At 70.6% G+C, this 13,247-nt stretch carries 11 protein-coding genes; 1 reads left to right on the top strand and 10 read right to left on the bottom strand.

All coding sequences use genetic code 11. The features are described from left to right. Positions 1-132 precede the first annotated feature (132 nt). From RHOOR92_RS0108540 to RHOOR92_RS0108525, 4 genes are all read right to left on the bottom strand, one after another. Positions 133-525: a hypothetical protein gene (locus tag RHOOR92_RS0108540; RefSeq protein WP_027490049.1), complete on the bottom strand. Its 393-nt coding sequence runs from the start codon at positions 523-525 to the stop codon at positions 133-135. Positions 526-583: 58 nt separating this feature from the next. Beyond that, complete coding sequence (locus RHOOR92_RS0108535; RefSeq protein WP_027490048.1) at positions 584-3,691, bottom strand: efflux RND transporter permease subunit; 3,108 nt, start codon at positions 3,689-3,691, stop codon at positions 584-586. A 4-nt stretch (positions 3,692-3,695) separates the two neighbouring features. Further along, positions 3,696-4,805 carry an efflux RND transporter periplasmic adaptor subunit gene (locus RHOOR92_RS0108530; RefSeq protein WP_027490047.1) on the bottom strand — a complete coding sequence of 370 codons (1,110 nt, stop codon included), beginning with the start codon at positions 4,803-4,805 and terminating at the stop codon, positions 3,696-3,698. Between the two features lie 218 nt (positions 4,806-5,023). Next, entirely contained in the window at positions 5,024-5,476 is a 453-nt protein-coding gene (locus tag RHOOR92_RS0108525) for a MarR family transcriptional regulator (protein WP_007509473.1), read from the bottom strand. A 60-nt stretch (positions 5,477-5,536) separates the two neighbouring features. Here RHOOR92_RS0108525 and RHOOR92_RS0108520 point away from each other — a divergent pair, with 60 nt between their 5' ends. Beyond that, positions 5,537-6,058 (top strand): O-acetyl-ADP-ribose deacetylase, encoded by a 522-nt coding sequence (locus tag RHOOR92_RS0108520; RefSeq protein ID WP_007509476.1) that lies wholly within the window; start codon positions 5,537-5,539, stop codon positions 6,056-6,058. 50 nt (positions 6,059-6,108) lie between these two features. Here RHOOR92_RS0108520 and RHOOR92_RS0108515 read toward each other — a convergent pair whose 3' ends face one another. The 6 genes from RHOOR92_RS0108515 to RHOOR92_RS0108490 are packed head-to-tail and all read right to left on the bottom strand — an operon-like array spanning position 6,109 to position 13,110. Further along, on the bottom strand, positions 6,109-7,767 hold the full coding sequence (locus RHOOR92_RS0108515) for a BatD family protein (RefSeq protein WP_051281167.1): 1,659 nt from the start codon (positions 7,765-7,767) through the stop codon (positions 6,109-6,111). Positions 7,768-7,799: 32 nt separating this feature from the next. Then, positions 7,800-9,683 carry a tetratricopeptide repeat protein gene (locus tag RHOOR92_RS0108510; protein ID WP_027490045.1) on the bottom strand — a complete coding sequence of 628 codons (1,884 nt, stop codon included), beginning with the start codon at positions 9,681-9,683 and terminating at the stop codon, positions 7,800-7,802. After that, the gene (locus RHOOR92_RS0108505; protein WP_007509483.1) at positions 9,680-10,666 is read right to left on the bottom strand and encodes a VWA domain-containing protein; all 987 of its coding nucleotides are present in this window, start codon (positions 10,664-10,666) and stop codon (positions 9,680-9,682) included. Before RHOOR92_RS0108505 ends, RHOOR92_RS0108510 begins: the two co-directional genes overlap by 4 nt. Next, entirely contained in the window at positions 10,659-11,186 is a 528-nt protein-coding gene (locus RHOOR92_RS0108500; RefSeq protein WP_027490044.1) for a DUF4381 domain-containing protein, read from the bottom strand. The genes RHOOR92_RS0108505 and RHOOR92_RS0108500 overlap by 8 nt, the downstream gene beginning before the upstream one ends. After that, positions 11,183-12,118, bottom strand: coding sequence for a DUF58 domain-containing protein (locus RHOOR92_RS0108495; RefSeq protein WP_027490043.1), 936 nt, complete (start codon positions 12,116-12,118; stop codon positions 11,183-11,185). Before RHOOR92_RS0108495 ends, RHOOR92_RS0108500 begins: the two co-directional genes overlap by 4 nt. After that, a complete protein-coding gene (locus RHOOR92_RS0108490) occupies positions 12,115-13,110 on the bottom strand; it encodes a MoxR family ATPase (RefSeq protein ID WP_027490042.1) in 996 nt (331 codons plus the stop codon). The genes RHOOR92_RS0108495 and RHOOR92_RS0108490 overlap by 4 nt, the downstream gene beginning before the upstream one ends. Positions 13,111-13,247 lie beyond the last annotated feature (137 nt).

Raw genomic sequence — 13,247 nt, 5'->3', positions numbered from 1 at the left:
TCCCTCCCCTGCAAGTAGGGGAGGGTTGGGGTGGGGTCGCTCTTCGCCGCAAGATCAAAAGCCCCTCACCTGAAAGACTTTCTCCGGTCGCCTGCCTCCCCTTGCTTTGCAGGGGGAGGAGCACAGCGACGCTCACTTCGCGTAGTACGCACCCGACGCCACCAGCGGTTCGGGGATGCAGAACGTCTTCGGCATCACGGCGATCGCGATCGGCACCAGCACTTCCTTCTCCACGCCGCCCACGCTGGCGCAGGAAGCGTCCGGCGGCAGCCGGTAGTGGATGATGCGCACGGTGTATTGCGGGCAGACGTCCGAACAGGGAAATTCGGCAACCACCGGCACGTTGCGGTAGCGGCCCAGTTCCACCGTGGTGTTCATCAGCGCGGCCTTGTCCCACGGCTTGCCGGCCCAGGCCTGCAGGGCGGCGGCATCCATCTGCGCGGGCGTGCCGGCGCAGGCGGTGGCGCCGATGGCCATGCCGGCGACGGCGGCGAATACGGTGACGACCGATGTCAGGCTGCGCATGTCCGCTCCCTCGATGACGGAGCGGCCAGCCTAGTCGCGGACGGCTGAACGCTGCAAGCTACCGCGCCGGCAATGCCCGGCCCGATCGCGCGAAGCGTTGCTGCAGCTGGTCCATGTAGATGTAGATCACCGGCGTCAGGTACAGCGTGAGGATCTGCGAGAACACCAGACCGCCGACCACGGCCAGGCCCAGCGAGCGGCGCACCTCGGCGCCGGCGCCGATGCCCAGCGCGATCGGCAGGGTACCGGCCATCGCCGCCATGCTGGTCATCATGATCGGGCGGAAGCGCACGCGGCAGGCCTCGGCGATCGCCTGCGCCGGCGCCATGCCTTCCTCACGCTGACGTTCCAGCGCGAAGTCGATCAGCATGATCGCGTTCTTCTTGACGATGCCGATCAGCATCACGATGCCGACGAAGGCGAACAGGTCCAGCGAGGCGTGGAAGATCGCCAGGGTCAGCAGCGCGCCGACCGCCGCCGCCGGCAGGCCGGACAGGATGGTCAGCGGGTGGATGAAGCTCTCGTACAGGATGCCCAGCACCAGGTAGATCACGAACACCGCCAGCAGCAACAGCATGCCCATGCCCTGCATGGACTGCTGGAACGCCTGCGCGGTGCCCTGCACGCTGCCGCTGATGGTGGCCGGCAGGCCCAGCTTGCCCATCGCGCCGTTGATGCTGGCCACCGCGTCGCTGAGCGGCACGCCGGGCGCCAGGTTGAACGACACCGTCACCGCCGGCAGCTGGCCCTGGTGGTTCACCGTCAGCGCCTGCGGCTCGCGACTGAAGCTGGCCACCGCGCTGAGCGGCACCAGGCTGCCGCGGTTTGAGGTGACGTACAGCTGCGACAGCACCGCCGGGTCGTCCTGCAGCTTGCGTTCGACCTGCAGGATCACCCAGTACTGCGTGGCCGAACCGTAGATGGTGGAAACCTGGTTCTGGCCGAAGCCAATGCCCAGCGCGGTCTGCACCTGCGCCATGGTCAAGCCCAGCGGCGCCAGCTTGGCGCGGTCGACCTTGACCATGATCGACGGGCTGTTGAGGTCGAGGTCGTTGGTGACGTCCTCGAAGCCCGGCAGCGCGGCGAACGCGCGGGTCACCTTGCCGCTCCACTCGTACAACTGGTCGAGGCTCACCGACTGCAGCGTGTACTGGTATTGCGCCTTGGACTGGCGCCCGCCGATCTGGATCGCCGGCGTGTTCTGGATATAGCTGCGGATGCCCGCCACCGACGCCAGCTTCGGCCGCAGCTCCTGGATGATGCCGTCCGGGCCGAGCTTGCGCTGGTGCGCCGGCTTCAGCAGCAGCAGGATCGAGCCGTTGTTGATGGTGGCGCGCGGGCCGCCGGCGCCCACGGTGGACATGTAGCCGGCGATGTTCGGGTCCTTCGCCACGATGTCGACCAGCTGCTGCTGGCGCGCCAGCATGCCCTCGAACGACACATCCTCCGGCCCTTCCGTGTTGACGCGCAGCTGGCCGTTGTCGCCGGCCGGAATGAAATCCTTCGGCGTCGCGTAGAACAGCAGCGCGGTGGCCAGCAGGCTCAGCCCGAAACCGGCCAGCACCAGGCGCGGGCGCTCCATGCACCAGTGCAGGCTGTCCGCGTAGCCACGCTGCACGGCGGCGAAGCCGCGGTCGAAGCCGGCGATCAGCCAGTTTTTCCTGCTCTTGTCAGAGTCGCCATGGCCGTGCGCCTTGACGAAGCGGCTGCACAGCATCGGCGTCAGCGTGATCGCGACGATGCCGGAGATCAGGATCGCCACGCTGATCACCACCGCGAATTCATGGAACAGCCGGCCCACGATGCCGCCCATGAACATCACCGGGATGAACACCGCGATCAGCGACAGCGTCATCGAGAAAATGGTGAAGCCGACCTCGCCGGCGCCCTTCAGCGCCGCCTGGTACGGCGGCACGCCCGCCTCCATGTGGCGCACGATGTTCTCCAGCATCACGATCGCGTCGTCCACCACGAAGCCGACCGCCAGGGTCAGCGCCAGCAGCGAGAGATTGTCCAGGCTGTAGCCCAGCGCATACATCACACCGAACGTGCCGAGCACCGAGATCGGCAGCGCCACCGCCGGGATCAGCGTGGCGGACAGGTTGCCGAGGAACAGGTAGATCACGAACACCACCAGCGCGCCGGCCAGCAGCAGAGTGAACTGCACGTCGTCGACCGATTCGCGGATCGACTGCGAGCGGTCGTACAGCGTGTCCAGCGTGATCGACGGCGGCAGCCCGGCACGGAAGCCGGGCAGCACTGCCTTGATCCGGTCCACCGTGGCCACCGTGTTCGCGCCGGGCTGGCGCTGGATCGCCAGTACGATCGCCTGTTTGCCGTTGTACGAGCTGCTGCGCTGGTCGTTCTGCACGCTGTCGCGCGCGCGCCCGATGTCGCCCACGTGCACCGGTGCGCCGTTGCGGTACGCCACCACCACGTCGTTGTAGGCGGCCGCGCGCAGCAGCTGGCCGTCGCTGCGTATCGGCAACTGCTGGCGCCTGCCGTACAGCGAGCCGGTGGACTGGTTGACGTTGGCGTCGGCGATCGCGCTCTGCACCTGGTCGATGCCGATGCCGGCCGCGGCCAGCCGGTCCGGGTCCACGCCGATCCGCACCGCGTACTTCTGCGAGCCATACACGTTCACCTGGGCCACGCCGTCGATCATCGACAGCTGCTGCGCCAGCTCGGTCTCGGCGTACTCGTCGACCTGGGTCAGCGGCAGCGTGGAGGAGCTCATCGCCAGGTACAGGATCGCCGCGTCGGCCGGGTTCACCTTGCGGAACGTGGGCGGCGTGCTCATCTCCCGCGGCAGCTGGCGCAGCGCCGAGGAAATCGCCGCCTGCACGTCCTGCGCCGCCGCGTCGATGTTGCGGTCCAGCTCGAAGCTCAGCGTGATCGAGGTGGAGCCCAGCGCGCTGGTCGAGCTCATCGAGCTGATCCCGGCGATGGCCGACAGTCGCCCCTCCAGTGGCGTGGCCACCGCCGAGGCCATCGTCTCCGGCGAGGCGCCGGGCAGGCTGGCACTGATGCTGATGGTGGGGAAATCGACGTTCGGCAGCTCGTTCACCGGCAGCTGCGGATAGGCGACGATACCGAACACCAGCAGCGCCGTCATCAGCAGCGTGGTCATCACCGGGCGGCGGATGCAGAGCTCGGGGATATTCATCCGATCACCCCTTGACGACGGCGGCACTGCCGTCGACCAGCAGCATCTGGCCTTCGGTGACCACCTGCTCGCCGGCCTTCAGGCCCTTGTCGATGACGGTACGGCCGCCGCTGGTCGGCCCGGGGGTGACGAAGCGCTGCCGCACCTTGCCGTCGGCGCCGAGCACGAACACGAAATTGCCGCCGCTGGAACTTTGCAGCGCATGCACCGGCACGCTGACCACGTTGGCCAGGCGCGTGGTGGGCAGGCTCACCTGCACGAACTGGCCGGGGGTGAGCCGATGCCCGGCGTTGTCGAAGCGCGCCTTCAGCACGATCGTGCCGGTGGTGGCGTCGACTGCGTTGTCGATGAATTCCAGCGTGCCGGCCAGCGGCGTGCCCTTGTCGCCGGAAACGGTCACCTGCACAGCGACCGCGCCGCTGGCCAGCGCGGCGCGCACGGCGGGCAGGCTGTCCTCGGGAATGTTGAACGCCACGCGCACCGGCTCGACCTGGTTGAGCACCACGATGTCGGTGCTGTCGGCACTGATCTGCGCGCCAGGCCAGACCAGCGGCGCGCCAGTGATGCCGTCGAACGGGGCGACGATGCGCGCGTAGTCGAGCTGGGTCTGCGCCAGTTCCTGCGCGGCACGGTCGCTCTGCAGGGTGGCGCGGGCCACCGCCAGGTTGGCTTGGTACAGGTCGTAGTCCGCCTTCGAGACGAAGCCCTTGCCCAGCATGTCGGCGTAGCGCCGCTGGTCGGCCTGCGCCTTCTGCAGCAGTGCCAGGTCGCGCGCCACGCTGCCGCGTGCCTGGTCCAGCTGCGCTCGCAGCAACCGCGGGTCGATCTGCGCCAGCATGCTGCCCTTGCGCACCAGCGCGCCGGGCGTGAACGACAGCGACTGGAGCTGGCCGGAGACCCGCGCGCGCAGGCTCACCGTCGACCAGGCCTCGACCCGGCCGACCAGCTTCAGCGACAGCTCGACGTCGCCCCGGGTGGCGCTGGCCACCTCGACCGGCACCGCGGCCGGTGCCCTGGCGGCCTTGCTGCTGTCGCCGCGGCCGCGGCTGAAGTGCATGGCCAGGGCGACCGCCAGCAAGGCGGCCACGACGAGGGCGATTTTTTTCCAGGACATGCGCGAGAGCTTCTCGATCTTCGCGCCACGCGCGGTGGCGATGCGGGTTGATGCGGTCGGGGAACCGCCAGGCGGATGAGCACGCACCAAGCCCGTGACAACGCGCCCAGCGGCTTCGGGTTGACCCGGCGCGAGACGCACCAAGCGCCACTATGCCGCGATTTCCGCTGCGCAGGCCCCCGACCGATGGCACTGGCCAGCACCGCCGCAGGCGCGCCTCAGGACGTGCCGTCGCCCTGCTCCAGCGCCAGCAGGTTGTCCTTGATCCGGCCGATCACCGCCAGCGCCTGCTGCAGCTCGTCGTGGTCGATGCCGCGGGTGGCATCCTTGCGCAGCTCGCGCGCGATGATCTCCATGTCGCCCACGATCACGCGCGCCTGCTCGGTGACGTACAGCCGCCAGGCGCGCCGGTCTTTCGGATCCGGCCGGCGCTCGACGAAGCCTGCCGCCTGCAGGCGGTCGATCACCCGGCCCACCGCAATGGGCTCCATTTCCAGAAACTCGGCCAGCTCGGTTTGCCGCAGGCCTTCGCGGTGGTACAACACCTTGGTCGCACGCCACTGCGCGCGGGTCAGGCCGAATTTCACCGCGCGCCGGTCGAAGTGCTTGCGGAACAGCAAGGTCACGTCGCTGAGCAGGTAGCCGAAGGAAAGGTCTTCCGTTTTCGCCATGATCCGTTGCCGCTCCGCCGCGCCAATGCCTGCCCGAAGCATAAGGTAAGCCGTCGATCCATGCCCATCAAAGTCATTCATGCCGACATCACTCGCCTGGCGCCGGACGCCATCGTCAACGCGGCCAACTCCGGCCTGCTCGGCGGCGGCGGCGTGGACGGCGCGATCCACCGCACCGCCGGCCCGGCCCTGCTCAAGGCCTGCCGCGCGTTGCCGGAGATCGCTCCCGGCGTGCGCTGCCCCATCGGCGAGGCGCGCATCACGCCCGGCTTCGCGCTGCCCGCGCGCTGGGTGATCCACACGGTGGGGCCAGTCTGGCACGGCGGCGACGAGGGCGAAGCCGAATTGCTGGCGCGTTGCCACCGCAACGCGCTGCGCCTGCTGCGCGAACGGGCGCTGCGCACGATCGCGTTTCCGGCGATCAGCTGCGGCGTCTACGGCTACCCCGCCGCGCAGGCCGCCGCGGTGGCGGTGGCCACCTTGCGCGACGCGCTGGCTGCTGCGGACGACGACATCGAGGTGACGCTGTGCTGCTTCAGCGACGCCATGCGCGCGGTGTTTCAGCAGGCGCTGGCGCCGTAGGCGGACACCGCCCCGACCAGGCGAGGCAGCGCCCCCGCAGCGCAAGCCGCTCAGTGCAGCTTGAACGGATACAGCGGCGGCAACCCGGAGTCCTCGCTGGCCACCGCCGTGGCACGCCAGGCGAAGCCGCGCTTGAACGCCTCGGCCAGGTTCGCCCCGGCGTCCGGCGGCGCTGTGTCGGCGTAGCGGAGCTGCTGCAAGGCGTCGATGACGGCGCGCTGCGCCGCGTCGTCCAGTGCCGTGGCCAGTTCGCCCAGGTGCTGGATCGCCGGCCGCTCCGCGCGCGCCCATGCCAGCAGGGTGCGCGCCTGCGCGGCCGGATCGCTGCCGCGCGCCGCGGCGAGGAAGGCCAGCTGGCCACTGCGCACCGAGGTGCGCGCCGCCGCCGGCGTCACCGACGACGCGCGCCGGCGACGCCGCCACAGCCACCAGGCCAGCGCGCTGAGCAGCCACAGGCCGAGGCTGGCCAGCGCGATCCAGCGCCATGGCGTGGAGGCTGGCGCGGCGGCGGTGCCGGCTGGCGCGGCCGCGGCGCCGTGCACCGCCGCCGGTGCGGCGGGCGGCGGCGTGGCCGCCGCACTGATCGCCGGCAGCACGCTGACGCTGTGCGCCGGGATCTGCGCCACTTCCAACTTGTCGGTCAGCACGTTCCACCACTTCAGTGTGGTGGCGGGAATGGTCAGCGTGCCGGCGCGTTCGGGCACGATCGCGAACGACTGCTGGCGCCGGCCGATGATCCACTGGCCGTCCTGGCGGTTGCCGGTGACCGGCTTGTCCGGATACACCGTGGCGCCGTCCAGCGGCGGCAGGCTCAGCGCCGGCAGCGCCTCGTACGACAGCCCGCTGGCCTGCAGGTTCATGGTGAGGTTGAGCGGTTGGCCGACCCGTGGCGGCGCATTCTGCGCGGTGGGCCAGCCGTCCAGGCTCAGGCTCAGCTGGCGTGCCGGCAGCCACGCGCTGCCGCCCCAGTCGGCGGGCGCCGGTTTCACCGTGATCGTCTGCGCCGGTGCGCTGGCACTGACCGGCACGGTGGCGCCGAAGAAGCTGTTGGGATCGCGCGGGTCGGCGGCCTCGCCCTGGAAATCCACCGGGGGAATCTCGACCTGGCCGGCGTGCTGCGGGATCAGCGCGTAGCGCTGTTCCAGCACGTGATAGGTACGGCCGCCGCGCTCGGCGTCGTAGTTCAGGCCCTTGCCGAGCGCGCTGACTTCCACGCCGTCGACCTGCGGTGGTTGCGGCGCGTCGCCGCCGATGCGGTTGGCGTAGTACAGGCGCACCACGTAGGTCAGCTGCTGGCCGACGTAGCCGTGCGCCGGCTCGATCTGCGATTCCATGAAGACGTCGCGCTGCGTGGTGGCGGCCGTGGCCGGATCCGGCGCCGTCACGGTGAGCTGCAGCGGCGCGGTGCGGCTGCCGGCCACGCTCAGGGCGGGAATCTGCAGCACGCCGACGTGGCGCGGACGCAATGCCACGCCGAAGGTCAGTTCGGAGCTGGCCTGGCCGTTGATCACGCTGAGGCTGTTGTTCTGCGAAGTGCCGAGCAACTGGAAGTCCTGGCTCAGCGCGCGCAGGTCGGGCGCGGCGACGCCGCCGGTGTCGCCCTGGACGCGCACGTTGAGCGTCACCGTCTCGCCCAGTTGCACGTGGTCGCGATCCAGCGTGGCGGTCACCTCGACCGCACTGGCCAGCGCCGGGATCAGCGCCAGCATCAGCAAACAACTGCATACGACATGTCGAAACATCACGGCTGTCCATCCTCGCTCGGTGCGCCGCCGTGGCGCTGCTGGTATTCCAGTTCGAACTTGCGCCGCAGCAGGGCGCCGGGGTCGTCCGGCACGCGCTGCAGGGCGTGGCGCAGGTCGGCCGGCAGCTTCGCCTGCGGATCGTCCTTGGCCAGCGCGCCGAGTTGGTGCTCGGCCTTGCTCTCGCCCGGCTTTGCCAGCGCGGCGTCCATCTGCTGCTTCAATGCCTGTTGCGCCTGTTCCGCCTGCGCCTGCTGCTCTGCCTGCTGCTGTGTGGTCTGCGGTTTGGGCTGATCGGCGCCACCCTGCTCGGACTTGCCCTGCTGCGATGCGTTCTTGCCGGACTGATCCTGCGCCTGCGACTTGCCATCACGGCCCGGCTGGTCGGATGGCTCGGCGTCGTTCGCTGCGGATGACTGATCCTTCGCATCCTGCTTGCCGCTCTTGCCCTGCTCGCCCTGCGACGACTGGTTTTGCTTGCCGCCGTGGCCCTCGTGTTCCTTCTGGTCCGACGGCTGCTGTTGCTGGCGCAGCCAGTCCTCGACCGCCTGGCGGTTCGCCTTCGCGTCGGCGTTGGCCGGGTCGAGCTGCAGCGCATGATCGTAAGCCGCAAGCGCCTTCTGGTACGCGCCCTGCTTCGCCAGCGTGTTGCCGAGGTTGTACGCCGCGTCGCCGCCGGGCGCCTGTTGCAAGGCCTGCGCCGCGGCAGCGTAGTCGCCGGCGCGATACGCCGCCGCGCCCCGCCAGGCGGGATCGCGCGCGAGCTGTTGCGCCTGCTTCGCGTCGCCCGCATGCAAGGCCTGGGCAGCCTGCTGGTCGCGGCGCTGCCACAGGTCGTGCCACGTCGTCGCTTCGGCCGCACCCGGCCATAACGGCAGTACGACCAGCGGCAGCAACAGCAGCCAGCCGCGGCGGAACGCCAGCGCCACGACCAGCAGCAACGGCAGCAGCAGCCACGCGCCGCGATCCTGCCAGGCGTCGCCGACCTGCCCGTCGGCCAGCGTGGCCTTCGCGCTGCGCAGTTGCGCATGCAGCGCGTCGACGTCGCGCTGGTCCGCGCTCATCGCCACGTAGCGACCGCCGCCGGCCGCGGCCAGCGCAGCGAGCGCGGCATCGTCGCGACGGGCCAGCAGCATGCCGCCCTGCGCATCGCGCACGAAGCCGCCATCGGGCAACGGCACCGGCCCGCCCTGCGGCGTACCTACGCCAAGCACCGACACTCGCACACCGGTGGCGTTCGCCTTGCGCGCCGCAGCCGCGGCCGCGGCATCGGCCTGGTCGGTGATCAGCACCAGCGAACCGCCGCTGACCTTGCCGCCTTGGATCAGCGCCACGCCGCGCTCGATCGCCGCCGCCGCGTTGTCGCCGTCCACCGGCATGGTGTCCGGCGCCATCGCCTCGAGCAGGTCGTCGAGGCTGTGCGCATCGGAGGTCAGCGGCGCCACCACGAAGGCCTCGCCGGCGTAGCCGACCAGCGCGTTGAGCCCATCCTGGTTGGCGTGCAGCAGGTCGCGCGCCTTGTAGCGCGTGCGGTCGAGCCGGCTCGGCGCCACGTCGCGCGCCAGCATGCGCTGCGACAGCGAGATCGCCACCACCTGCGCCGCGCGGCTGGCGTACAGCGGCTGCTCGACGCGGCTCCAGGTCGGCCCGGCCAGCGCCAGCGCGCACAGCGTCCAGCCCAGCGCGAACAGCCACAGCGGCAGGCTGCGGTTGCCGGCACGCCCGCGCAACAGATGCGGCAGCAACTCGGCGTCGACCAGCCGCGACAGCTCCACCTGCGCCACGTTGCGGCGCACGCCGAGCCAACCCAGCGGCGGCAACAACAGCAGCGCAGCCAGCCACCACGGCCGCAGGAAATGGAATTGCTGCAGCAGCTCGCTCATGCGAGCAACCTCCGCGTGCGCGTGAAGCGGCGCGGCACGATCACCAGCAACAGCAGCGCGATCGCGGCCAGCAACGGCCAGCGGAACAGCTCATGCCGCGGACGCAGGCTGGGGCCGTGCTGCGGCATCGGTTCCAGCGCGTCGATCGCGCGATACGCATCGGCCAGCTCGCCGCTGTCGGTGGCGCGGAAGAAGCGCCCGCCGGTCTGCGTGGCGATGTCGGTGAGCATGTCCGCATCGAGGTCGGCCGAGGGATTGACCAGCTGGCTGCCGAAGAAACCGGGGATGCGCATGCGCGTGGCGCCGATGCCGATGGTGTAGATGCGCACGCCGGCCGCCTTCGCCGCGCGCGCCGCATCGCGCGGCGCGATGCTGCCGGCGTTGTTGACGCCGTCGGTGAGCAGCACCAGCACGCGCGCCTGCTCGGGCAGCGCGGCCAGCCGCTTCACCGCCACCGCGATGGCGTCGCCGATCGCCGTTTCGGTGCCGGCCAGTCCCACCGCCGCGCCCTGCAGCTGCGCGCGCACTGCACTGAGGTCGTAGGTCAGCGGCGTCACCAGGAAGGCCTGGCTGCCGAACAGGATCAGCCCCATCTCGTCGCCGCTGCGACGGCTGATGAAATCGCCGGCGATCGCCTCGACCGCGCCGAAGCGGCTGACGTCCTGGCCGGCCAGCTGCATGTCGCCGGTGCGCATGCTGCCGGACAGGTCCACCGCCAGCAGCAGGGCGCGCCCGCTGCGCTGCTGCGCCTGCGGCGGCCCCACCCATTGCGGCCGCGCCGCCGCGGCCAGCAGGCACAACCAGGCCAGCGCCAGCAGCCACGGTGTGGTGCCATGCGCGCGGCTGCTGGCGACGGTAGCCAATCGCACACCCGGCTGCGGCAGATGCAGCGCCTGCCCGGGCGCGGCCGGACGCAGCCAGCGGCGCAGCAGCCACGGCAGCGGCAGCAGCACGATCACCCAGGGCCAGGCGAACTCAGCCATCGGCGTGCTCCATCGCGGCCGGCTTCCAGCTCGCCGGCTTCAACGCCAGCCGCAGCCACGCCCGCACGGCCGCCACGCTGGCTGCATGGTCGAACGATGCGGGGGGTCGATAGATCTGCTGGTCCAGCGCCAGCAGTTGCTGCAGCGTGGCGGCATCGACCGGCACCCGCATCAGCGTCTGCCGCCAGGCGTCGCCGCGTTGTCGCGTGGCCTGCGCATCATGTTGGCGCGCCACTCGTCGGAGCAACTGGTGCAGCGCACTCGCCAACGCAAGCCCATCGCCGTCGTGCCGATGCTGCTGTGCGAGTCGATCGAGTTCGCCGAGCACCTGTCGGCGTTGACGAAGCGTGCGGCGCTGCCGTCGCCACCACCAGATGCCGGCCAGCAGCAGCGCCAACAGTAGCACGGCCAGCGTCCACCAGCCCGGCGCCGGCGGCCACCAGAACGGCTCGGGCGGCAGGTGGATATCGCGCAATGGCGGACCGGGCAACGACGCGGGCTGGGCGGACGACGGCATCATCGCGCCGGCCTCCGCGCGCCAAGCAGGCCGCTGACCGCGTCGAACGCATCGGCGGTGGTGTCGATGCTGTTCCAGCGCAAGCCCAGCGATTGCGCCAGCTCACCCAGCCGGGCCGGGCCGGCACCCAGCGCACGCTGGAAATCGCTGCGCTGACGCTCGGACTGCAACAACACTTCGCAACGTTCGCCGGCATGTTCCAGCGGATAGCGTCCCGGTGGGGCCGGTGCCAGTTCCAGCGCATCGGCCACCACCAGCACGCTGACCCCGGCATGCCGGCCCAGGTCGAGCAAGCGCTGTCGCGCCGACGCGTCACAGCTGAATCCGTCGCTGACCAGCAGCACGCGGCTGGCACCATGCAGCACGCGGCTGGCGCGGGCCAGCGCATCGGACAACGGCTCGAGGCGATCGGACGCGGCCTGTGCATCCCACTCGGCCAGCGCGCCGCACACCGCCAGGGCACCGCGCGACCCGGCCTGCGGCCGCAGCAACTGATCGGCGTGGCCAAACGCCATCACCCCGACCCGCTCGCCGGCGCGCACCGCGTACCACGCGGCGGCGGCGGCGGCGCGCGCCGCCTGCACCGACTTGAAGCGCGCCCGCGTGCCGAAACGCATGCTGGCATGGGTATCGAGCAGGATCAGCAGGCAGCCTTCGCGATCTTCCTGGAACAGTTTGGTGTGCAGCTTGCCGCTGCGCGCGGTGAGCCGCCAGTCGAGCCGACGCACGTCGTCGCCGGCCTGGTAGACGCGCGACTCGGCGTAGTCCATGCCACGGCCGTATAGACGGCTGGACTGCTGGCCGCTGCGCGCGGCACGGCTGAGCAGCGGCGCCATGCGTACGCGGCCGACCCGCGCACGCAGCGCAATCAGCTCGGCCAGCGCAACCCGGCTGCGGCCGTCGCCGTCCGCGCGATGTGAAGCGACGGCGTTCACGGCAGCGGCACGAGATCCAGCAGACGAGCGATCACCTGGTCCGGCCGCACGCCCTCGGCCTCCGCCTCGTAGCTGAGCAGCACGCGATGCCGCAGCACTTCGTGGGCGATCGCGTGCACGTCTTCCGGCAGCACGTAATCGCGACCGGCCAGCCACGCGTGCGCACGCGAACAGCGGTCCAGCGCGATGGTGGCGCGCGGGCTGCCACCCCAGGCGATCCAGCGCTTCAGTTCCGGCCCGTAGCGGCCGGCATCGCGGGTGGCCAGCACCAGCTGGGTCAGGTACTCCTCCAGCGCCGGCGCCATGTGCACCGCCATCGCCGCATCGCGCGCGGCGAACACGTCGGTCTGGCTGAGCAACGCCGGTGGCTTGGCAACGGGATGCGCGCGACGACTGGCCTGCTCACGCGCCAACTTGAGTATCGCCAGTTCGGCGACCGCATCCGGATAGCCGATCGTCACATGCATCAGAAAGCGGTCGAGCTGGGCCTCCGGCAGGGCGAACGTGCCTTCCTGCTCGATCGGGTTCTGCGTCGCCATCACCATGAACAGCTCGGGCAGCGGCCAGGTGCGGCGGCCGACGGTGATCTGCTGCTCGGCCATCGCCTCCAGCAACGCGGACTGCACCTTGGCCGGAGCACGGTTGATCTCGTCGGCCAGGACGATGTTGTGGAACAGTGGGCCGCGCTCGAACTCGAAGCTGCCGGATTGCGGGCGGAACACGTCGGTGCCGGTGAGGTCGGCCGGCAGCAGGTCGGGGGTAAACTGCACGCGGTGGAAATCCGCCTCGATGCGCGCCGCCAGCGCCTTCACTGCGGTGGTCTTGGCCAGGCCCGGCGCACCCTCGACCAGCAGGTGGCCGTCGGCCAGCAAGGCCACCAGCAGGCAGTCGATCAGGTGCGGCTGGCCGATGATGCATTGCTGCAGGTCGTCGCGCAGCTGCGCGAACGACTGTTGCAGGCGGCTTGGTGCTGGGGTTTCGGGCATATCCATGAGCGGGTTCCGTTCTTGACGTGACAGCGGCGCGACCCGGCGCGCGGCGGGGCGCAGGCCGGACCGGATGGCGTGCTACAGACCATCGGCAACGCCGGAAGTTTAATCGGCCTCCGGCAGCCTGGCCGGCGCGCACA

The organism is Rhodanobacter sp. OR92, assembly GCF_000427545.1.
Taxonomy (GTDB): domain Bacteria; phylum Pseudomonadota; class Gammaproteobacteria; order Xanthomonadales; family Rhodanobacteraceae; genus Rhodanobacter; species Rhodanobacter denitrificans.
This window is presented reverse-complemented; position numbering and strand designations above follow the sequence as displayed.